The 22,270-nt window shown below is 47.8% G+C and carries 20 protein-coding genes; 3 read left to right on the top strand and 17 right to left on the bottom strand.

Features of this window, described 5'->3' with window-relative positions; all coding sequences use genetic code 11:
• Window positions 1–3: 3 nt before the first annotated feature.
• Window positions 4–360 (bottom strand): Fur family transcriptional regulator, encoded by a 357-nt coding sequence (locus TRQ7_RS04295; RefSeq protein WP_015919062.1) that lies wholly within the window; start codon window positions 358–360, stop codon window positions 4–6.
• Window positions 361–625: 265 nt separating this feature from the next.
• Here TRQ7_RS04295 and TRQ7_RS04300 point away from each other — a divergent pair, with 265 nt between their 5' ends.
• Window positions 626–1,723: a KamA family radical SAM protein gene (locus tag TRQ7_RS04300; protein WP_041844087.1), complete on the top strand. Its 1,098-nt coding sequence runs from the start codon at window positions 626–628 to the stop codon at window positions 1,721–1,723.
• A gap of 27 nt (window positions 1,724–1,750) precedes the next feature.
• Here the strand turns inward: TRQ7_RS04300 and TRQ7_RS04305 are convergent, their stop codons facing one another.
• Genes TRQ7_RS04305 through TRQ7_RS04315 form a run of 3 tightly spaced genes read right to left on the bottom strand, consistent with a single transcriptional unit; the run spans window position 1,751 to window position 5,661 of the window.
• Window positions 1,751–2,305: a nitroreductase family protein gene (locus TRQ7_RS04305; RefSeq protein ID WP_041844088.1), complete on the bottom strand. Its 555-nt coding sequence runs from the start codon at window positions 2,303–2,305 to the stop codon at window positions 1,751–1,753.
• A gap of 2 nt (window positions 2,306–2,307) precedes the next feature.
• Window positions 2,308–3,165 carry an acetamidase/formamidase family protein gene (locus TRQ7_RS04310; RefSeq protein WP_015919065.1) on the bottom strand — a complete coding sequence of 286 codons (858 nt, stop codon included), beginning with the start codon at window positions 3,163–3,165 and terminating at the stop codon, window positions 2,308–2,310.
• A 12-nt stretch (window positions 3,166–3,177) separates the two neighbouring features.
• A complete protein-coding gene (locus TRQ7_RS04315) occupies window positions 3,178–5,661 on the bottom strand; it encodes an adenosylcobalamin-dependent ribonucleoside-diphosphate reductase (protein WP_038066787.1) in 2,484 nt (827 codons plus the stop codon).
• Window positions 5,662–5,831: 170 nt separating this feature from the next.
• Here TRQ7_RS04315 and TRQ7_RS04320 point away from each other — a divergent pair, with 170 nt between their 5' ends.
• Complete coding sequence (locus tag TRQ7_RS04320; RefSeq protein ID WP_236681756.1) at window positions 5,832–6,557, top strand: radical SAM protein; 726 nt, start codon at window positions 5,832–5,834, stop codon at window positions 6,555–6,557.
• An 18-nt stretch (window positions 6,558–6,575) separates the two neighbouring features.
• On the opposite strand, the gene xylB is transcribed toward TRQ7_RS04320, so the two are convergent.
• The 10 genes from xylB to TRQ7_RS04370 form a co-directional block, all read right to left on the bottom strand.
• Entirely contained in the window at window positions 6,576–8,054 is a 1,479-nt protein-coding gene (gene xylB / locus TRQ7_RS04325) for a xylulokinase (RefSeq protein ID WP_041844090.1), read from the bottom strand.
• Window positions 8,054–9,583, bottom strand: a complete 1,530-nt coding sequence (locus tag TRQ7_RS04330; protein WP_015919070.1) for a sugar ABC transporter ATP-binding protein — start codon at window positions 9,581–9,583, stop codon at window positions 8,054–8,056. The genes xylB and TRQ7_RS04330 overlap by 1 nt, the downstream gene beginning before the upstream one ends.
• Window positions 9,584–9,631: 48 nt before the next feature.
• Window positions 9,632–10,603: a sugar-binding protein gene (locus TRQ7_RS04335; protein WP_015919071.1), complete on the bottom strand. Its 972-nt coding sequence runs from the start codon at window positions 10,601–10,603 to the stop codon at window positions 9,632–9,634.
• A 25-nt stretch (window positions 10,604–10,628) separates the two neighbouring features.
• Window positions 10,629–11,273 (bottom strand): polysaccharide deacetylase family protein, encoded by a 645-nt coding sequence (locus TRQ7_RS04340; protein ID WP_049750507.1) that lies wholly within the window; start codon window positions 11,271–11,273, stop codon window positions 10,629–10,631.
• A 44-nt stretch (window positions 11,274–11,317) separates the two neighbouring features.
• Window positions 11,318–12,271, bottom strand: coding sequence for an ABC transporter permease (locus TRQ7_RS04345; RefSeq protein ID WP_015919074.1), 954 nt, complete (start codon window positions 12,269–12,271; stop codon window positions 11,318–11,320).
• Between the two features lie 12 nt (window positions 12,272–12,283).
• Window positions 12,284–13,447: an iron-containing alcohol dehydrogenase gene (locus TRQ7_RS04350; protein WP_041844091.1), complete on the bottom strand. Its 1,164-nt coding sequence runs from the start codon at window positions 13,445–13,447 to the stop codon at window positions 12,284–12,286.
• A gap of 13 nt (window positions 13,448–13,460) precedes the next feature.
• Entirely contained in the window at window positions 13,461–14,597 is a 1,137-nt protein-coding gene (locus tag TRQ7_RS04355; RefSeq protein ID WP_041844092.1) for an ROK family transcriptional regulator, read from the bottom strand.
• Between the two features lie 110 nt (window positions 14,598–14,707).
• Window positions 14,708–15,670 carry a radical SAM protein gene (locus TRQ7_RS04360; protein WP_038066799.1) on the bottom strand — a complete coding sequence of 321 codons (963 nt, stop codon included), beginning with the start codon at window positions 15,668–15,670 and terminating at the stop codon, window positions 14,708–14,710.
• On the bottom strand, window positions 15,633–16,916 hold the full coding sequence (gene murA / locus TRQ7_RS04365; RefSeq protein ID WP_041844093.1) for a UDP-N-acetylglucosamine 1-carboxyvinyltransferase: 1,284 nt from the start codon (window positions 16,914–16,916) through the stop codon (window positions 15,633–15,635). The genes TRQ7_RS04360 and murA overlap by 38 nt, the downstream gene beginning before the upstream one ends.
• Window positions 16,917–17,486, bottom strand: coding sequence for a diguanylate cyclase (locus TRQ7_RS04370; protein WP_038066804.1), 570 nt, complete (start codon window positions 17,484–17,486; stop codon window positions 16,917–16,919). It lies immediately after the preceding gene.
• A 95-nt stretch (window positions 17,487–17,581) separates the two neighbouring features.
• Here TRQ7_RS04370 and TRQ7_RS04375 point away from each other — a divergent pair, with 95 nt between their 5' ends.
• On the top strand, window positions 17,582–18,763 hold the full coding sequence (locus TRQ7_RS04375) for a TM0106 family RecB-like putative nuclease (protein WP_041844094.1): 1,182 nt from the start codon (window positions 17,582–17,584) through the stop codon (window positions 18,761–18,763).
• Here TRQ7_RS04375 and TRQ7_RS04380 read toward each other — a convergent pair.
• The 3 genes from TRQ7_RS04380 to TRQ7_RS04390 are packed head-to-tail and all read right to left on the bottom strand — an operon-like array spanning window position 18,745 to window position 22,255.
• A complete protein-coding gene (locus TRQ7_RS04380; RefSeq protein WP_015919081.1) occupies window positions 18,745–19,704 on the bottom strand; it encodes an ABC transporter permease in 960 nt (319 codons plus the stop codon). The genes TRQ7_RS04375 and TRQ7_RS04380 overlap by 19 nt on opposite strands.
• Window positions 19,701–20,735: an ABC transporter permease gene (locus TRQ7_RS04385; RefSeq protein ID WP_015919082.1), complete on the bottom strand. Its 1,035-nt coding sequence runs from the start codon at window positions 20,733–20,735 to the stop codon at window positions 19,701–19,703. Before TRQ7_RS04385 ends, TRQ7_RS04380 begins: the two co-directional genes overlap by 4 nt.
• Window positions 20,732–22,255, bottom strand: coding sequence for an ABC transporter ATP-binding protein (locus TRQ7_RS04390; RefSeq protein WP_015919083.1), 1,524 nt, complete (start codon window positions 22,253–22,255; stop codon window positions 20,732–20,734). Before TRQ7_RS04390 ends, TRQ7_RS04385 begins: the two co-directional genes overlap by 4 nt.
• Between the last annotated feature and the right edge of the window lie 15 nt (window positions 22,256–22,270).

The raw sequence follows: 22,270 nt of genomic DNA on the forward strand, positions 1-22,270 counted from the left end.
GGATCACCTCCTGCAGCTTTCACAGATACCGTATATCAAGAACAGGTGACTTTCCTCTGAAAAACGGTACTTTTTCTGGAGCGCATCGATGAGTTCTCTGGCACACTCTTCGAACGGAAAGAGCTTTCCACATCTTTCACATACCATGAAGTGGTAGTGGTTGTCTCTTCTGAAAAAGTACCTCACTCCTCTGTTCACACTGAAAGAGCCGACGAGCTTTCTTTCCTCCAGGAATTTCAACGCCCTGTAGACTGTGGAAAGATTCACCCCAGTCTTCTTGTAGATCTCTTCCGCTGTGAGGGGAATTTTCGACTCTTCGATGATCTTCAGTATTTTCTTTCTGTTCTCTGTCATTCTCATGCTCTCACCTGCAAATGCAAAGCATTTGCAAGTATATTATACCACTGAGATCTTCTCTTTTGTCTGTAAAAACAATATTTCTAAAAAGTCAGAACTGATGTTTCAAAATATGCGATCAATCGGTTTTGAACGCTATGCCGAATTATGGTATAATGAACACGAAAAACAACATACCCTCATTCTCCTCGAAGAATTCTTCGATTTTTTAAGTGCACGAATTTTTAATATCTAACTTTGTTAAAACAAATGTGGGAGGTGATCCTGTTTGAAGGTCAGATACTATACGAGTGTGACACAGGTAGAACAGCTGAGTCCTGAAGAGAAAGAGAAACTGAAGAGAGTGGAAGAGAGATTCAGATTCAGGGCGAATTCCTACTATCTTGGCCTCATCAACTGGTCGGATCCGGATGATCCGATCAGAAAGATCATCATACCTGAAGAGGATGAACTCGAAGAATGGGGATCACTGGACGCATCCAGTGAAAGGTCTTACACGGTTGCCAAGGGGCTTCAGCACAAGTATCCCGACACAGCTCTTTTTCTCGTAAACGATGTGTGTGGAGGATTTTGTAGATTCTGTTTCAGAAAAAGGCTTTTCATAAACGTTGGAGCCGAGGTGATACGGGACATCACGCCCCAGCTCGATTACATCCGCTCACATAAAGAGATAACGAACGTTTTGCTCACGGGTGGTGATCCTCTGCTTCTGTCCACGGAGAAACTGGAGAAGATCATTGGCTCCCTGAGAGAAATTGATCATGTTCATATAATAAGAATTGGAAGCAAGATCCCGGCGTTCAATCCCTACAGGATAATCGATGATCCCGAACTTTTGAGAATGATCAGAAAGTACAGCACGAAGGAGAAGAAAATATATGTGATGACGCAGTTCAACCATTCAAAGGAGTTGACAGAAGAGGCAATAGAAGCGGTGAATCTTTTGAAGGATGCGGGAGCAGTTCTCTGCAATCAGACACCTCTTCTGAGAGGGATAAACGACTCACCGGAAACCCTGGGAGAGCTTCTTGACAGGTTATCCTTTGTTGGAGTGACACCTTACTACGTGTTTCAAAACAGGCCGGTCTCTGGAAACAGAAAGTTTGCTGTGCCAATCGAGAAAGGGTACGAGATCTTCACAAAAGCTATTTCGAACCTCTCCGGTGTTGCCAAGAGGGTAAGGTACGTGATGTCTCACAGAACGGGCAAAATAGAGATAGCGGCTCTGACAAAGAATTTCATCGTTTTCAAGTATCATAGAGCACACGACGAAGAAAACAGAAGAAAGGTGATGGTCTACAGGAGAAACCCGAACGCCCTCTGGTTCGACGATTACACAGAATTGATAGAAGAGTGCACAGTTTGAAAGAGCACCCCTTGTGGGGTGTTTCTCTTAGAACGTGTTGTATCTCACGATCACTTCGTTTCTTGGATACTTTGGTTTCGGATCGTCCGGATACCCGACGGGAAGGATCACTTCAAGTCTCAACTCAGAGGGAGTGTTCACGAGTTTTTCCACTTCTCTGAAGTCTGGAGGAGTGTAGGGAACACTCCCCAGTCCTTTTTCTTCCAAGGCAAGAAGAAGGTATCCAACGGCAAGCCAGACTGACTCTCTCGAGTATGGTGCGCTCTTTTCCGAAAAGACAAGCAAAAGGTAAGGTGCTTCTTCCAGAAAAGGTTTTCTCCATGTAAATCTTTTTTCATCGAGCCACTCTTTCAATCTTCCCCTCACATTTTCGTAGAAAGCCTTTTCAGATCTTTCACAGACTCTTCTGATCTGTCCTTTCAGTTTTTCATCTTCCACGATGAGGAATCTCCAGGGCTGGGCGTTCATGCCAGAAGGGGCTTCGTTTGCCACTTTTAGCGAGTAAATCAGGTCTTCAAGAGGTGGCTTTTCTTTTTTGAACCTTCGAACGGTCTTTCTCCTCTTTGCAAGATCGTACAGCATTTTCAAACCTCCGAGAAGATGTATTTCGGGATACGTGCCTTCACAGTTTTGCTGGGATTCACCAGCTGGGAAATCCCGATGTCCACACAGAGGCTTGCGATCATGTAGGCGTCCTTGAACGGTATGGTCTTTCTTCTTTGAATGAACCATACTGCTTCTCCTGTTACTTCTTTCAGGGCTTCCTCGATATCTGGTAGTGAAACAACAATGTAATAGGAATCTTTTGTTTCCACCATGGGCCATTTGATTTCTTCTCTGGTGATATCTACCTCCACGACCACTTTTGCAGAGACTTCACACGCAGAAACACAGACTTCACCATCTGCCATCGCTGCGTGAACATCTCCGAGGGCAAGCAGTGCACCCTCGTGGAAAACGGGAAGATAGACTGCGGATCCTTCTGTGATCTCTCTTGTGTCCATGTTTCCTCCATGTCTGTGGGCGGTCCCTGTGGGGTATTCTCCCTCGGCTGGAGCGACACCGATCACTCCGATCATTGGATGAATGGGTATTCTTATGTGATCGAAGAGGACTGCCCACCTTTCTATCTCCAGTTCTTTCGTGTGAAATCCTTCTATCTCATCCCCAAGAACACCGAACCCTTTCCCGGTTACGATCACACCCTTCTTTGGAAGCTCGATCCTCTTGATCCGAACGACCAGTGTGTCACCGGGTTTTGCTCCGTTGACGTAGACAGGTCCAGTGGCGGGATTCACCTTTGAAAAATCGATCTTTTCGTAGTTTCCTCCAAGGGCATCGATCGTTTCGAAAACCACCTGTTCACCTGGCTGCACCTCTTCTGCCGGTGTCATGTGTTCTGAAAAAGAATACACGTGTTTCTGAGATGAAACGATCTTCACGCTTTCATCCCCTCACTCACACTTCGACCATCCACAGTTTTTACAACTCACACAGCCTTCCTGCTTTATCAGAGAATTCTTCGAAAGACACACGGGACAGTAAACGTTTCCCTCGTCGTCAACGTAGTATCCGTTTTGCCATCTCAAGTTGTTTGCCACGATGAACTTTTCTCTTTCTACCGGTTCTTCTTCAGTTTCTGACTCCTCTTTACCCGTTCTGAGCCAGAGCTTTGCGAAGTCATCGAGAGCCTTCTTTATCTCTTCGGCAAGTCCCCGGCAGTATTCTCCCTTCACCTTCGAGAGCTGTTCTATGATTTCGTCCATGGAAACACCCGCTCTGAGGGCTATGGAGGAGAGTCTTCCAATCGCTTCGGCCATTTCGGTGCCATTTGAGATGAATATCTCCACGGCTTCACCAGTGTCGTCGAAGGATATCGTTATGTAAGTGGTCCCGTCCGGTCTTTTGTACTTTCTCGTGACGCTTCTGAGAGTGTCTTTTCTTGGTCTTGGATGGAGTTTCATCTTCTCGTCAACGACGAAGAACTGTACCTTCGGTGCCTCAGGTGTTTTAAGGGCCTTCGTGAGTACCTGTGTTTGTAAGGATCCATCTCTGTAGATGGTGATGCCCCTGACGTTCGTTCTGAGTGCTTCGAGATACACGTTGAGAACGTCGTCCACCGTTGCGCTCTGTGGCATGTTGATCGTTTTGGAGATGTTGTTGTCTACGTATCTCTGGAACGCATCCTGCATGAGAAGGTGATCGATGGGATCTATGTCGAGTGCAACAACAAAGACTCTTTTTATCTTCTCTGGAACGTCGGGAATGTCCTTCAAACTTCCCTTCTCTATGAGATCTTTCTCGATTCTCCTGAGGATCTCCGGATCCAGTTTTTCCCTGAGCACCTGATTCACGTAGAGAAGGGGTTCTTTTGTTCCATCTTCCTTCGTCATGTATCTGGTGTAGGCAAGAAGGAAGTTCGGTTCAAGTCCAGAGGAGGTGTCGGCTATGTTCGAAATCGATCCAGTCGGAGCGATGGTCAAGAGTGCCACGTTTCTTCTGTACTCTCTGGTCATCTTCATGACCTCTCTTATCTCATCGTCGTAGTTACTGGTTCCCATGGCGAAGGGCACGAACCCTTCCTCTGTTCTGTATCTGGAGATTTCAAGCAGCGGGAAATTCCCTTTCTCTTTCCCGAGTTCATAAGAGGCCCTGTGGGCGTGAAGTGCTATGAAGGCCATGAGATTGGAAGCAAAGTCACGTGCTTCCTGTGAATCATATGGGAGTTCCAGTTTGTAGAGAAGATCCGCAAACCCCATTATTCCAAGACCGAGCCTTCTGCTTTCCTTGACTGCCTTTGTGATCTTGTCTATCGGGAATACGTTCACGTCGATGACGTCATCGAGAAAACGAACAGCTATCTGAACGAGTTCCTGAAGGGCTTCAAGATCGACAAAACCGTTGTTGTAGAATTTTGCAACGTCGATCGAACCCAGGTTGCACGCTTCATAATCGGAGAGTCCAATCTCTCCACAGGGGTTGGTGGAGTTGATCTTCCGGTGTGGGTAGAGGGGATAGTACCTGTTCATCTCGCCGAGGAAGGCAAGTCCGGGATCACCACTCTTCCAGGCGTTGCTGGCGATCTTTCTGAAAAGTTCTCTTATCTTCACTCTCTTTCTGATGGTGCTTCTTGGATGGGAGAGTTCCAGTTCACCATCTTCTTCGTAAAGTTTAAGTATTTCCTTTTTGTCCATCGGGATACCAACAGAGAGGTTGAAGAAGTTCAGTACCGCCTCGCCCGTGTTCTCTCTCTTTGCGTCTATGAATTCTTCTATATCAGGGTGGTCTATGTTCAGAATACCCATCAGAGCCCCACGTCTTCTGTATCCCTGTTTCACTACGGAGATGGCAGAGTTGAAAACGTGCATGAACGAGACAGGACCCGATGCCTTTCCGTGTGTGCCCGCAACGAAGCTTCCTTTTGGTCTCAGTTCGGAGAAATTACTTCCCACACCGCCTCCCACTTTTGTAATGAGTGCGTACTCTTTCACCGCTTCGAAAATTTCTTCTATGCTGTCACCCACGGGTACAACAAAACAGGCAGAGAGCATGTGAAGATGATTTCGAGTTCTGTAAATCTCCTCGTAATCTTCCAGGGTCATCTGGTCGATGGGTTTCCAAAGAAGTTCATACCTTACACCCAGTCCTGCGTTGAAGAGTGTGGGACTGTTGGGAAGGAACAGCCTTGCCTTCAGAATTTTGAAGAAGGTATCCTCCCATTCCTTTATTCTGTCGAGTTTTTCACCTTTTTTGTAAGACGGATTCAAAAGTTCGGCGGTTGCCACCACCCTTGCCACTCTTCTTGCCACGTCTTCCCACCTGGTTTCCAGGTATTTTCCATCCAGATCTCTCATGAAGTATCGATCTTTGAGAATCGTCTGCGCATTCCTGGAAGGTTCAACATCGATCCACTTTTCGATCAGAGTGGACAGTTTCATGATACCCCTCCTAGTTTTTAACAACATATTGTGTGTTCTTTCACAGAAATTCAACATGTGGTGGGATTTCCCGAGAAATTATACTCCATTCTTCTGTGAAAACACTGAAACAATCCTGGGAAATTTCTAAAGATTTTCCGTGGTATCCTTGAGAGGGTGAGAAGTTGAGAGTGAGAGAAATACAGGTAAAAAGCGCTTTGACTTTTTCTGAGGTCAAAAAACGGTACACTCTCAGCCCCTACGTGGGCTGTACCAACTCTTGCGTGTACTGCTACGCCAGAGACTACGCACGACGCTACAAAGAGATGAAGTGGGAATCGGAGATCATCGTGAAGAAGAACATAGACGAGGCCCTGAGAGGTGATATCATCAGAAAGAAACCAGTATACGTCTTCATGAGCACCATGTGTGATCCCTATCAGCCCATCGAGGAAAAGTACAGGCTCACCCGGAAGTGTCTTGAAGTTTTTCTGGAGTTTCCGCTTCTGGAGATCGAGCTGATGGTTCTCACAAAATCCACCCTCGTTCTGAGGGATTTGGATCTGTTCAAAGGGATGAAAAAGATCACCGTTGGACTCACCGTCACAACCGATGACGATGAAATTCGCAGGGTCTTTGAACCCAACGCGGCTTCCATAGAAGAGAGGATCGAAGTTTTGAAAACCCTGAAGGAAAACGGCGTGCGAACCTGTGCTTTCATCAGTCCCATGCTTCCAATGGATCCGGAGAGACTGTCAAAGATGTTGAAACCACACGTGGACTGTGTGTTCATCGATGATATGCACTACAGGTGGCGTGTGAAGGAGTTCTACAAAAAACTGGGCCTCTCCTGGGCCCTTGAGGATGAGTATTTCGAGAAAACCAGAAAGAGATTGCTCGAACTTTTTCAAAAATGAAAGAGGCGAACTGCCCCCTTAAGTTCTGAACATCTCTTTGAGTGAGGTGTAGAGTTTTTTGAACTTCTCGTGCAGTTTTTCATAAACTTCTGTGTTCTCGAAGACAGGGTCCGTGTAACTCTTCACACCGAACCACTCTTTTGAGATCTTCGCAGGATCTTCTCCCACCGCGCCGGAAACGGCCAGAATGGCAGCACCGTAGGAGGCACCTTCATCCACGACGGGCTTTTGTATTCTAAGCCCGGTCATGTCTGCTAGCATTCTGTTCCACACCTTGCTCTTCGATCCGCCACCGGTGATCCTCACGTTGTTGAGTTCCACTCCGAGTTCTTTCAGTATATCGAAAGAATCCTTGATACCGAAGGCAACCCCCTCGAAAATCGCCCTCACCATGTCCCATTTGGTGTTGTAGGAGGAGATCCCGAAGAAGACTCCCCTAGCGAAAGGATCGCGGTGTGGTGTTCTTTCACCGTTCAGATAAGGAAGGAAGACGATTCCGTTTGAACCGATCGGTACTTTTTCCACCTCATCGTTGATCCTATCGTAGTCTTCGCTCAAGAACTTCTCTTTGAACCACTCCAGCGAATACGTGGCAGAGAGCATCACACCCATGTGGTACCTCGTATTTGGAACAGTGTGGGCAAAGAAATGAACCCTGCCTTTTGGATCTGGTTCTTTTCCTTTCGTGGGAGCCAGAACGGTACCGGAGGTACCCAAACTCACCATAACGTCTCCAGGTTCCACAACGGCTATTCCAAGGGCGGCACAGGCGTTGTCTGCTCCTCCTCCTATCACGAGGGTGTCTTCGGAAAGACCAAGAAACTTTGCCACATCAGGTTTTACTCTTCCAACTACACCGTTCGATGGAATTATCTCCGGGAGTATGTGTTCTGGTATTTTGAGTTCTTTCAGAACGTCTTCGTTCCATTCCATCTTGGAGACACTGTACATCACCGTTCCAGAAGCATCGGAGTGTTCTGTTTTCACAGCACCCGTGAGCATGTAATTTATGAAGTCTTTGGGAAGCATGATCTTTGCGATCTTTTCGTAGATCTCTGGTTCGTGTTTTCGAATCCACAGTATCTTGGGAAGTGTGAAACCTGGAAGGATGGGATTTCCGACCAGCTTGAGGACGTTCTCTTCTCCCCCAAGGATCTGTGTGGCCTCTTCACATTCTTCGTATGTTCTCTGATCGCACCAGAGAATGGCGTTTCTCAGGACCTTCCCTGTGTTGTCTATTGCCACAAGGCTGTGCATCTGTCCACTGGTGGAGATCGCTCTTATTTTCCCTCCGATTTCCTCTGATCTTCCGGAAAGTTCCTTCAGTATCTTCCTGACGGCCTCCCACCAGGAGAGAGGGTCCTGCTCAGCCCAGGCAGGCTGAGGAGTGATCATTGAGAGTCTTTCGCTCGACGCAAACAATATCTCCCCCTTTTCGTTCACGAGGATTCCCTTCACACCGGTCGTTCCCACATCGAGTCCCACGTACAGATCCATCACGCAACCCTCCCGTTCTGTCTTCTCTGACCGGATGCATAGTACATGATTTCTTCCTGTGTGACTTTTTTCTCTCTGTTGTCCAGAACGGCCGTGATTTCACCCTCCCACATGACAACTATTCTGTCGCTGAGATTCAATATCTCCGGAAGCTCTGAGGAGATCATGATCACGGCCTTTCCCTGTGCGGCCAGTTCTCTGATCATCCTGTGTATCTCCGCCTTCGCACCGACGTCTATACCACGGGTGGGTTCATCGAAAATCAAAATGTCGGCGTTCGTTGCAAGCCATTTTGCCAGAACCACCTTCTGTTGGTTCCCGCCAGAGAGATTTTCGGTGATCTGGTATATGGATGGTGTTTTTATGGAAAGCCTCTCCACGTACTCTTCGGCCACTTTATCTTCTCTCTTTTCATCGAGCACAAGACCCCATTTGCTGATGTCCTTCAGCGATGGAAGAACGATGTTGTCCTTAACCGTCATTCTCAGAACGAGTCCCTGGAGTTTTCTATCCTCCGGTATGAGTCCTATCCCCAGTTTTATGGCATCCTCTGGATTTTCTATCTCAACCTCTTTTCCGTTCACGTATATCTTTCCGGATTCTTTCCTGTTCACACCGAATATCAGAAGCATCGTTTCTGTTCGTCCGGCTCCTACAAGACCCGCAAATCCTAGAACTTCACCTTTTCTCACTTCGAAGGAGACGTTTTTTACCTTATCTTTCCATTTCAGGTTTTCGACCTTGAGGGCAACTTCCCCGGGTTCTGTTTCTATTCCATGAGGAAAGAACTCCACTTCCCTTCCCACCATGAGTTTTATAATCGTGTCCACATCGAATTCGCCTCTTTTCAACTCACCCACTCTCTTTCCATCTCTCATCACAACGATCCTGTCGCTGATTCTTATGACCTCGTCTAATCTGTGTGAGACGAAGACCACAGAGATACCCCTTTTCTTCAGCATCTCTATGATCTCGAAGAGTCTTTCGGCTTCCTCCACAGTGAGAGATGAGGTGGGCTCGTCCATGAAGATGATCCGGGGTTCCTTCACCAGTGCCTTACATATCTCCACCATCTGCCTCTGTGCGGTGGTCAGTTCTTTTACCAGGACATCTGGAGGAAACTTCGCACCTATGAGATCGAGCAGTTCTTTTGACTTCTCGTACATGAAATCCTCATCCACCCTGCTTGAAAGGTTTCTTTTTCGACCTCTCACCGCCTCGTAGGCGAGAAATATGTTCTCGGCAACCGTCATGTTGTCACACAGGTTCAATTCCTGGTGGATGACGCTGATTCCTTTTCTGAACGCATCAACTGGAGAGTGAAATTCCACCCTTTCACCGTTGATCAGTATCTCACCGGAATCGGGTTTCAGGACACCTGTGAGGATCTTTATCAAAGTTGATTTCCCTGCACCGTTTTCACCGATGAGGGAAACGATCTCGTTTTCATGAACTTCGAAATCGACGTTGTCGACCGCCAAAACTCCCGGAAATCTCTTCACCACACCCTTTGCTTTCAGGATCTCCAATTTTCATCACCTCATAAAAGGGAGGGGGAGAACTCCCCTCCCGTGTCCTCAGAATTTTATCGGGATTCCGAGTTCCTCCATCTTTTTCAGGTATTCATCGAGGTTCTCCGGCGTGACTACATCAACACCCGTGTCGATGACATAGTCCACTTTTCCATCAACAGTGACCTTGGGAAGCATCATAAGGGTGTTCTGGACACCTATCTTGTTCATCAGATAGAGCACCGTGACGGAGAGGTAACCCATCATGTACGGCCTCTGTCCCATCGTTGCCTGGATAACACCTTCCTTCACGTACTGAAGAATGTCCGGGGTTGTGTCGAAACACACTATCTTTACTTTTCCAACCTTTCCAGCGTTCTTCACCACGAGTGCCTGACTGGGTCCGTTGTAGGCGTAAACACCGAAGAAGGCATCAAGATCCGGGTGAGCGTTCAGGGCTGCCTCTGCGAGCGACACGGCCCTTGCCCCATCTTCTTCATCGTTGAGTATGTCGACTATCTCTATCTCCGAATCTGCAATGGCATCTTTGAATCCCTGGATCCTCTGGAGTGAGTTCATCGCCGTGAGAGAACCCGTTCCGATGACGACCTTTCCCTTTCCACCGAGGAGTTCTTTCATGATGAGTCCAGCGGTGTATCCTGCCTGGTAGTTATCCGTTCCAATGTAAACGTACCTTCCACTGTCCGGAGAATCCGTGTCCAGTGTTATCACCGGTATACCCATCTCGAGAGCCTTTTTGATCGTGGGAATGACTGCCGTTGGGTCGGACGGTGCGATAGCGATTCCATCAACTCCTTCGGCTATGAACGACTCGAGCATCTGAAGCTGGGCGTTGATATCTTCCTTTTGTGGGACAAAGAACTTCGTGTCCACTCCGAGAGCCTTTCCAGCAGCCTTGACCCCCTGTTCAACCTGAGACCAGTAAGGATGGACGGATTTTCCGATGACACCGATGGTGAGAGCAAGGGATAAACCTGTGATCAGCACAACCGAAAGAAACACCAGAAGCTTCCTCATAAGAACACCCCCTCTTCAGAGTGATTCACTCCACGTACACCCACATTTTCCCCCTGTACTCTGGATTTTTTGGGTTCACTCCTTTTCGTTTGAAGAGTTCTTCCAGTGTGACGAACCTGTAACCTCGTTCTTTGAGCTCTGGAATGAGTATTCTGAGAACCTCAACGATGGGATGTGGCTCTGGCTGTACGTCGTGAAGGAGGATTATTGCACCATCTTTCACACCATCTAGCACATTTTGCACGATCTTTTCTGGATTCCTATCGCAACCCACCCAGTCATAGCCGAGAACACCACTGATGAAGGGCATGTCTATCACTTCGAACATGACATCACTCACGGCCAGATTTGGCGGCCTGAAAAACCGAGGTTTTTTTCCTGTGTATTTTAGAATCAACTCGTTTGTGCGCTCGATGTACTCTCTAATCGTCTCTGGATCCTTTCTGTCCAGAGGTTCGTAGTTCCACGAGTGATTCTCCACTTCACATCCCATCGATACCATTCTCTCAAGAATTGCTTTTGTGCTTTCATTCAACCTCTGCCCCACGACAAAGAAGGTGGCCACAACATCGTATTCTTCCAGAACGTCAAGAACCTTTGTTGTGAGTATCGTATCCGGACCATCATCGAAGGTCAGGGCCACCAGTTTTTCATCTCCATCCGCGAACATCAACCCTGAGGTGATTAGAAGAAAGACGAAAAGTGCACGAACGCTCACTTACTTGCAAGCCTCCTTCTGAGGATGTCGAGTGTCACCGCCACAACGATGACGATTCCAATGACCACGTTGTGCCAGTATGTCGAAACGTTGAGAAGAACGAGAGCATTCCACAGAAGACTGATGATACTGGCACCTATTATGGCTCCAAGGACGCTTCCTTCTCCTCCTGTAAGACTCGTTCCCCCGATCACGGTGGAGGCTATGGCGTAGAGTTCGTACATGTTTCCAACACCCGGTTGTCCCTGCGAGAGACGGGCCGCCACGATGATTCCCACAAGACCAGCAAGGAAACCAGAAACCATGAAAGCGATCATTCTCACCCTGTCCACGTTGACACCAGAAAATCGCGCCGCGATTTCGTTGCCCCCTGAAGCCCTCAGATGTTTTCCATAGACCGTTTTCCTGAGGAAGAAATCTGCAACGAAAGCCACCACAAGAAGAATCCACACCGGAATTGGTATCTTCAGAACTTCACCCTGTCCGATCTTCAAAAAAGATGAGGGAAGGCCTATGATCGGCCATCCCCTCGTGATCACGGCAGCCATACCGCGAGCGATCGTCAGAGTACCGAGTGTGATGATGAAGGCAGGAACCTTGAGTTTCGTCACGAACAGACCGTGCCATGCACCAACTCCTATAGAAAAGAACAGAATGAGAATCAGAGATAGCCACACAGGAACTCCATGTGTCATGAGCCATGCGACCATGACTCCCGTGAGTGCCACCATGGAGCCGGGGGACAGATCGATGGCCCCTCCACCAGAAATGATCACAAAGGTCTCACCGATTGCCAGAAGGCCGAATATGGCTATCTGCCTTCCAAGGGCCTGAAGGTTGAACGTTGTTAAAAAGCGAGGATTCAAAACAGCAGTGAAGACAGCAAGACTGATGAGGGCAACAAGAGGTCCAAGTTCCCTGAAGGCCTTTTGTCTGAACTTCGACGCCAAGTTATTCCCTCCTCAGTAACACCTTCTGAATATCTCCTCCATGTCCTTTGCCGTCAGGTTCCCGGGTGTTACAACGACAACCCCATTCAATATCCTGTAGCCGGTTTCTGCCATCTTTGGTATGTCCTCTTCTTTCACTCCAAGTTCACTCAGTCTCTTGTTCAACCCGAACATCTCCTGGAAGTCTCTGAGTTTTTTGATGGCGAGTTTTCCGGCTTTTCTGTCGTCTGTTTCGTACACCCCGAACACTTCTCTTCCAACGATGGCGAGTCTTTCATAGGCGTGGTCGAATATGTACTCGAACAGATAAGGTCCCGTGATGCACAGTCCAAGACCGTGCGTGATCTCCGGGTAAAATCCACTGAGACCGTGTTCAAGCGCGTGGTTTGCGATGACACCGGTCAGTGTTTCTGTGATACCTGCTTCGGTGCTTGCCCAGGCAAGGTTCGTTCTGGCTTCCATGTCCTCTCCGTTTTCGTAAGCGACAGGAAGATACGTCACGATCCTCTTCATGGCATCCAGAGCGAGAACGTCCGAGTAAGGATTTGCGTTCACGTTCAAGAAGGCCTCTATGGCGTGGTAGAACGCATCCATAGAAGTGTAAGTGGTCTGATCTTTGGGAAGGGTCTTCATCACCTCAGGATCCACCAGGGAAAGAACGGGGAAGGTGTTTCTGTAGCCGATACCCACCTTTTCTTTCGTTTCGGGGTTTGTGATCACGGCGAATGGGTCGGCTTCCGTTCCCGTTCCATGGGTGGTCGGAATGGCAACAACGGGGATGGACTTTTCAGGGATCTTTCCCCCTCCCACGGGAACGTAGTCCCAGAATTTTCCTTCGTTTGGAGCGGTGATGGAGATCGCCTTTGCACTGTCTATGGGGCTTCCACCACCAAGTCCCACGATGAAATCTATCTTTTCTTTTCTCACGATCTCTGCGGCTTCATCCACATGATCCGATATCGGGTTGGGAACGATCTTGTCGAAAACGATGCTTTCAACGCCTGCTTTTTTGAGAAGATCCTGTACTCTCTGGAGAAGACCCGTTTTTTTCGTGCTGGACCTTCCAGTGACGATCAACGCTTTCTTTCCCAGTTTCTTCGCCCTCTCTTCCAGTTCATCTACTGCACCCACTCTGAAGATTATTTCTGTTGGAAGATAACATGATATTTTGAACATACGTTCACCTCCTTCATCTCACTTTTTCTATGATGTCTTCCACGGCCAGCACAGCCGCACCAACGAGGTTTGAACTGATGTTCCTGAAAGCGGTGGGTCTTATTTTCAAACTCCTCACCGCCGCTTTCAGGGCTCTCTGGCGGACAAAATCCTCTATGATACTGAAGAAACTGTCTCCAAGATCCACAACTTCTCCTCCCAGGATCACCAGTTCCGGGTTCAGGATGTTCACCAGGTTTACGATGCCGACCGCTATGTTCTCGGCGAATCTCATCAAAACTCTCTTTGCGTCGTTCTTTTGCTTGAGTGCCTGAAATTTCTCTATCGAGTTCCTTCCTTCGAGTTCTTTTCCGTACTGTTCAATTGCCCAGTTTATGGAAGAGACCAGTTCCCAGCATCCCCAGTTTGAGCAGTGACACTGTCTATCGGAGTACATGTTTACGGTCATGTGTCCCGCTTCTCCCGCCGTGAAGGAAGGACCCCTGAAGATCTTTCCATCGACCATCAAACCCGTTCCGACACCTTCTCTGATGATTATGAACACGGCTTCTTCGACGTTTCTCAGATCCTCGGAGTGGTACTTCTCGGCGAGCATGGAAAGGTTCGCTTCGTTGTCTGCAAGAACGGGAACATCAACTTCCAGAAGATCCTCTATATTCACGTTCTCCCAACCGAGATTTGGAGCAAGAAGGATCTTTTTCTCTTCCAGATCCACCATCCCAGGAACGGAGAAAGAAATCCTTGTGATACTGTGTTCGCGTGAGATACGCTCGTATATTTCTCTTGCCGTTTTGAAGAACTCTTCCGGATTCTTCGGAGTGTTGAACGTACCACGCAGTTCCACTTCTCCATCGAAAAATCCAATGCCGTAGGTGGTGATGTTCACACCTATATCGAAGACAAGGCTCAAAAAAGCCTCCTTCTTCAAATCAAGAAGCACCCTTCTTCTTCCAGGGGAATTTTTTCCCATGGTTCCAATCTCTCTTATGTAGCCTTCGTCTATGAGTTCTTTGGTCAGTCTTGTTACGCTGCTTGGGGTGAGTCCCGTGATCTCTGAGATGTCGGATCTGGAGAGGGGATGATTTTCATGTATCACCTTTAGGATCGTTTTTTTGTTGAGAATCTTTATTCTTGGGGAGTTGTATTTCAAGTTCGATACCTCCCTGCACGAAGATTTCAAATTATATTCACATTAATTATATGCAGGAATTAATTTAAAATCAAGGTCGAATATCTGTGATAGCAAACCTTTATAGCCGTTTACCGGCGATTATCAGAATTTAGCCGCAAAAATCTCAATTTTTCTGTGATTTCCTTGATACCCCTGGCGGTGACTCTCTCTTTTTCTTCGGACTGGTACCATCCTTCGGTGAATCCAAAACTTTCTGCGAGTTCCAGAATTTTTTCATACTCTTCATGATGAACCCTTCTGTTTATCTCGGGAAATTTTCTGGCATCGAAGTGAGGAAGGTACTGACTCATGATAGAGACGGGAATGCGCGTGGAAAGAGAAGAAAGGAAAGAAAAGATTTCCGAGTAATTCACAACGTTTCCGGGAAGGACGAGAATCCTGACGATGAGGCCCTTCATCTTCTCTTCGTTAAAGGGTCCTACCTGCCTGAACATTTCAATCGTTGCTTTTTGGACCACTGACCAGTAATCCGGTGTTTTTGAATACCTCAGGGATGCTTCGTCGCTTGAATACCTTATATCGGAAAGATAGATGTCCACGATGCCCTCCAGAAGTTTGAGTATCTCTGGATCTTCGTATCCGCTGGTGTTGTAGACCACGGGAAGTTCCAGTCCTCTTTCGATGGCAATCTTCAAGGCCGATACTATGAACGGCAGGTGTGGTGTGGGAGTGACAAGGTTCAACGTTTTTGCACCGTGCCTCTGAAGGACAAGAAAGATCTCCGCGAGGTCTTCCACTTCGATCTCTGTTCCGATGCCGTTCTGACTGAATCCCATGTTCTGGCAGTACACACACTTCATGTTGCACCCGCTGAAGAACACCGTACCAGCACCCGTCTTTCCAGAGATGGGAGGCTCTTCCCCAAAGTGAAGGACAGCGTTCGAGAGTTTTGGGAAAGCGTTGAGCCTGCAAAAGCCGACTTCCCTGTATCTGTTGACTCTGCATTTTCTGGGACAGAGCTGGCATTCTTTCAGGTTTTCCCAGAGGATGTTTTCAATCTTCTCGATCCTTTTCAACTTCTCCCGGAACATATTCGATCTTTGCTCCCAATTTTTTGAATTTCTCCACAACGTTTTCGTAACCCCTGAATATGTGTTCAACGTTGTTTATCTCCGTGGAACCTTCCGCGATGATACCTGCTATGAGAAGGGCGGCTGTTGCCCTCAGATCTGTTCCCTCAACAGGAGCTCCACTGAGTTTTTCCACACCTCTCACTATGGCGACGTTTCCGGATACCTCTATGTCCGCTCCCATTCTTTTCAGTTCATCAACGTGCAGAAATCTTGTTTTGAACACGTTCTCGGTGATGACTGAAACTCCCTTCGCCACAGAAAGGTACACCATCATCTGGGGCTGAAGATCGGTGGGAAAGCCCGGGTAGGGATTCGTTGTGATGTCCGCCGGGTCTGGCCTTTCTTTCATCTTTATCTCTATTGAATCCTGGAAGATCTTCAAGGTAGCACCCGTTTGTTCGAGTTTTTCAAGAAAGTTCGTGAGATGCTCGGGTTTCAGGTTTTTTACCAGTCCTTCTCCTTTGCTTGCTGCGATGGCGATCAGGTATGTTCCCGCTTCTATTCTATCCGGGATGATTCTGTATCGTGTTCCTCTCATCTTCCTGACGCCGAATATTTCTACACGACTGGTACCGGCTCCCTTCACGTTTCCTCCCATCGCGTTGAGAAAATTCTGAAGATCGACGATCTCTGGTTCCATGGCGGCGTTCTCGATGACAACGTGCGATCCATTCAGAAGGGATGCGGTTGTCATGAGGTGTTCCGTTGCTCCAACGCTTGGAAACGGAAGTGTGATCGTAACGTCCTTTACCTTTTTCTCGAGAACGGCTTCGACAAAACCGTGCTCCACTTTTATGGAAAAACCAAGTTTTCTAAGACCTTCCAGATGAAAGTCAACGGGCCTCACACCGATGGAACATCCTCCGGGCAAAGCAACCCTTGCTCCTCCTGTTCTCGCGGCTATCGGTCCGAGTACGTTGAAAGACGCTCGCATCTTTCTGACCAGTTCATATGGTACCTCCTGAGATATATCTTTAACCCTTTTTATGATGAGATTGTTGCCATTGAACATGACTTCGAAACCTATTGAGGTCAGAATGTCCTTCATGACAAAAACGTCCTGGAGTTTTGGAACGTTTTCAAGAACAATTTCTTCATCGCACAGAATGGATGCCGCCATTATGGGCAAAGCGGCATTCTTGGATCCAGATATCTCCACTTCACCTCTGAGAACAGTTTCTCCCCAAACCAGAAATTTTCCCAATTACGACACCGCCTTCTCAAGTTCAGAAAGTACTTTTTCCAGATCCATGAAGTCTTCTGGATAACTCTTAAAAGCGATCTTGTGTTCTGCCGGTATACCTTTGATGGAGTTTTCGATTCTTTCTGCTATCTTCGGTGCCACACTCTTTGACACATCGACAACGAAGAGTGCGAAGATATCCTCCGAGTACCTTCCAACGCTGTCGAGCGGCACTCTCACACATTCTTTCAGGACTTTCCCCACTTTCATGAGAGTACTTTCCTTATCTGTGTCAGAAGGTTGCACTTTCACGAAGAAGATCGTGTACGGTGTGTTCTCTTCGAATGATCTCTGGTGCTGGTAGGAAAGGAGTCTCAGGAAGTGATCTTTTGAATAGACCCTTGTCAGAGGATCGATCATCTTCTTGGTTCCAAGTTTCTCGAAGAAGTCATCGAAAACCTGAAACTGTTTCTTCAACACCTCGTTGTACTCCTCGATGAGCGATTCCAGTTCTTTTTCTCTCTCCTGACATTGCCTGAGTTTTTTTTCGAGTTCTTCGATCTTCTTCAAAAGTTCTGCAGTATCACTCACGCTGAACACCCCCAACTAGCTTCTTCAGAGATATTATATACTGTAGATGTTCTTAGCGATATTCTACCATGGAGAGCCGACAAAGAGGTGGGACGATGGTTGTCGATTACAAAGACCTGGAAAACTTTACAACGTGCCCCAGGAAGTTCTATCTGAGCAGAGGGCAAGAACCTTTTTACTCTAGCACGTTTGAGGACCTTCTGTTCGTGGGATTTTCTCTGGAAAATCCTGTGGTTGAAGCTGAGGTTGAAGGCATGAAACTGATCGCAAGGCCTGATCTGGTTGTGAAGGAGCAGGGTGGATGGAAGATCGTGCTGAAGAAACGAGCAAAAAAGTTCAAGGAAAAATATGCTCTGGAAGCCGCTTATCATGCTTTCGTGTTCACAAGAGCCGGTCTTGCTGTCAGCGGGGTTGAGATTCTATCGGATAGTTTCTCACGGAGGATGGAAAACTGGAGAAACCTGGTGCCCGTCGTTGAAAATATCTTACTGGAGATGAGGGAAATTTCGGAAGATCCCGACCCAAAGGTTGGAAGGCACTGCAGGTACTGTGATTTTCTGGAAGATTGTGAGAAAAAGTTGCTCGAAAGAAAAAGCCTGTTGCTCGTGAACGGTATAGGTGAGGAGACAAGAAGGATTCTTTATGAGATGGGAATAGAGACCATTGAAGATCTTTCAAACGCCGATCAGAGGGCTATGGAGAAGATCTTTGGAAAAGAGAAGGGAAGAAGGTTCATACTGGCAGCACGTGCCTTCCTTGAAGATCGGGTCATAGTGATAGAGCCGCCTGAAAGACTTCTGGAGGGAATAGTGGTGGATATAGAGTACTATCCAGCTGAGGAAAGGGATTTTCTGTATGGGTTTTTGATAGATGATGAATACAGGTACTTTCTGTTCGATGAGGAGAGGGACAAACTGGTTGAGTTTTTGAACTCTCTGGACAGCAGTTCAAGATTCTACCACTACCATGGTCCAGAGAAACGGAAAATCCTGAAAATGGTTGAAAACAGGAGATTCACCTTTCTCGATGTCTTCTCCATTTTGAAGCGCCACTTTGTCTTCCCCGTTATGTCTTACTCTCTCAAGAGAATAGCCAGATATCTCGGCTATGAGTGGAGAGTCCCTCTGAACGGTTATGAAATAATCTCTCTCTACGAAACCTGGCGGAAGACAAGGGATGCGGAAATACTCAAGCAAATGATTCTCTACAACGAGGACGATGTGAGAGCAACGAAAAGAGTTCTGGACTTCATGAGATCTCACTCCTCTTTTTCATAAGGAACACCATCGGCGGCAGGTGGTCTTGTCCTTCCGATCAGTCCCGCCACAACCACGAGGGTGACAACGAATGGAAAGAGGTTGAAGAGGGGTTTTACAGTTGCCGGCACGTTGAGCAAAGGACTGCTTTGAAGCTGATTGGCAAGAGCCTCGGACATACCGAAGAGAAGACATGCCCACATGGCACCGACGGGATTCCAGTTACCGAGTATCATGGCGGCCAGGGCGATGAACCCTCTTCCCCCCGTCATGAGTTCTCTGAAGTTTCCCACTTCGCCTATGGAGAGGAAAGCACCGCCCATGGAGGCCAGGGCACCACTCATGAGTACACCGAAGTACCTGATCTTGAAGACGTCAACACCGAGTGTGTCCGCTGCTTCCGGGTTTTCTCCAACTGCCCTCATTCTCAAGCCAAGGGGTGTCTTGTATATCAGAAACCATGCGAAGGCAACCAGAGCGAAGGCAAGAAGGACAATGGGACTGATCGTGCCGATTGCTTCTCCGAGAAACGGAACGCTCGAAACCCCAGGTATGCTTATTTCGTTGATCCTGCCAACGTAGGGTGTTTGCCCGGGCTGGCCAAAGATCGGCTCCATGAGGAAACCCGTCAATCCCTGTGCCACGAGGATGAGTGCCGTTGCACTCACTATTTGATTCCCTCTCCACTTAATACTGGCCCAGGCATGGAACCAGGAAAAACCAACACCGATTGGAATGGATAGCAAAAAACCCAGCCAGACGTTTCCAGTGTAGTAAGTGATGACCACGGAAGAGAAAGCTCCCAGCAGCATGATACCTTCCAGGGCGATGTTCACAACTCCGGTGATTTCACTGAACACTCCTCCAAGTGAAGCAAAGAGGAGGGGGGTTGATGCGGTGAGTGTGAGTTTGTAGAAGAGAGGGTTTGTGAATATATTCCAGAGAACTTCCAGAATTTTCATCTTCTCACCTTCCTGGCTCTGAGGAGAGTTTTGACGATTCTATCGGCGGCGACAAGGAATATCACGATTCCCTGTATGATCGTTACGATGTGTTTTGGAACGCCCACAAACTGCATGTTGCTGGAACCCGTCCTGAGTGAAGCAATCAGGAAAGAGGCGAAAATGATTCCTATCGGATGATTCTGACCGATCAGGGCGATCGATATACCGTCGAAGCCTTTTCCCCCCGAGAGGGTTCCGAGGAATCGATGATGAAGCCCCATGACCTCAAGGGCTCCTGCAAGTCCGGCCAGTGCACCGCTTATTGCCATGGACATAACGATATTCTTCGAAATGCTTATTCCACCGTATTCAGCAGCGTATGGGTTGAATCCGGTCGCTTTCACTTCGTAACCGGTCCTGGTTTTTTCAAGGACGATGTATATGACAACGGCTGTGATGATCGAAATCACAATACCTGATGTCATCTCGAGTGCCCCAACGGTGACGATGGGAGGAAGTTTTGCAGAAGGAGCGATCTCCGGACTTTTCGGTGTACCGGAACCAACAGCCAGTGGTCCTGTGATGAGATAAGAAGAGATGTAAGTGGCTATCCAGTTCAGCATTATGGTGGTGACAACTTCATGGGCACCCGTCTTTGCCTTCAGATATCCTGCTATGGACGCCCACACTGCTCCGCCCAGCATTCCAGCGATCATCGTCAATGGAATGGCAAGTGATGGTGGAACACCCCTCATGTTCATTCCAACCACCGTAGCAAGGATGGCGCCCATTATCATCTGACCCTCTGCTCCTATGTTGAAGATGCCTGCCCTGAAACCGAATCCAACCGCAAGTCCAGTCAGTATCAGCGGAGTGGTCTTTATGATCGTGTCTGCAAGGGCCTGAAGATTTCCAAAAGCCCCTTCGATCATAGCTTTGTAGGCTATCACAGGATTTTGTCCTATTAAAACGATCACAACGGCCGCAATCAGAAGAGCTATGACAACCGAGAAGAACGGGACAAGAAATGCCCAGATTCTTCCTTTCATTTCCTGATCTCCTCCAGTCTGTGCCCCGCCATCATCAAACCAACTTCTTCTCTGGTCGTTTCCTCCGGCCTTACCTCACCCATTATCTGACCTTCGTACATCACAAGGATTCGGTCACTCAGGGAAAAGATCTCGTCCAGTTCCATGGAGATGAGAAGGATTCCAACGCCTCTGTCCCGCATAGATACGAGTGTTTTATGGATGAACTCTATAGCTCCCACATCGAGTCCCCGTGTCGGCTGAGCCACTACGAGGAGTTCTGGTGAGAAACTCAGTTCACGGGCAACTATTATCTTTTGCTGATTGCCCCCTGAAAAACTTCCGGCGAGAAGTTCGATGTTCCTTGGCCTTATATCGAACTCCTCGAAGAGTTTTCTGGAAAAAGACTTTATTTCTCTGAAGTTGAGGAAACCGTTCTTTACAAAGGGTTCTATCATGTGCCTTCCGAGGATGGTGTTGAAGTAGGCGGGGAAGTCAACTATGAGGCCTCTTTTCAAACGATCTTCGGGAACGTGATAGATACCAAGGTCTCTCAGACGTTTTGGATCGTATCCTGTTATGTCTTTTCCTTTGAAAAGCACCTTTCCCTTTTCCACTCTCCTCAAACCGGTGATTGCTTCTACCAGTTCAGACTGGCCGTTGCCAGCAACACCCGCTATGCCCACTATTTCTCCTTTTTTCACCTCGAGCGAGATACCTTTCACCGCATCAAGACCCCGGTTATCCTTGACCCACAGATCTTTCACTTCAAGGAGGGTCTCTCCAGGCTTTTTCGGTTTTTTCTCAACGGTCAGAACCACATCCCTTCCCACCATGAGTCTTGCTATTTCCTGGGGGGTCGTCTGAGAGGTGATGAGATTTCCGGTTACTTTTCCCTGTCTCATCACGGTGATTCTGTCGGAGATGGCCATGACTTCGTTCAGTTTATGTGAAATGAAGATGATCGTTTTTCCATTTTTCTTCAACCTTCTCAGAATGTCGAACAGTTCTTCTGTTTCCTGTGGCGTCAGGACCGCTGTTGGCTCGTCGAGGATGAGGATGTCCGCACCTCTGTAGAGGGTTTTTATGATCTCCACTCTCTGTTGCAGACCGACAGGCATGTCTTCTATTTTCATGTCGACATCCACCATGAGACCGTACTCTTCTGAAAGTTTCTTCACTTCATTCCTTGCCTTTTTCCTGTCCAGAATCAATCCTTTTTTTGGTTCCATGCCGATTATCACGTTTTCGTAGGCGGTCAGGTTCTCCACCAGCATGAAATGCTGATGCACCATGCCTATTCCGTGTTTTATGGCATCTGCAGGTCCGGAGAACTCCACCTTCGTCCCGTTTATGTATATCTCTCCTTCATCGGGTTTCAAAAGGCCGTAGAGTTGTTTCATCAGAGTGGTCTTTCCCGCCCCGTTTTCACCCACGATGGCATGTATCTCTCCCTTTTCCACGAAGAGATCAACATGGTTGTTCGCCAGAACCCCGGGAAATCTTTTGACGATACCTTTCATCACAACCGCGTATTCCACCGAATCACCCCTGAG

It is taken from the genome of Thermotoga sp. RQ7 (assembly GCF_000832145.1).
GTDB lineage: Bacteria > Thermotogota > Thermotogae > Thermotogales > Thermotogaceae > Thermotoga > Thermotoga neapolitana.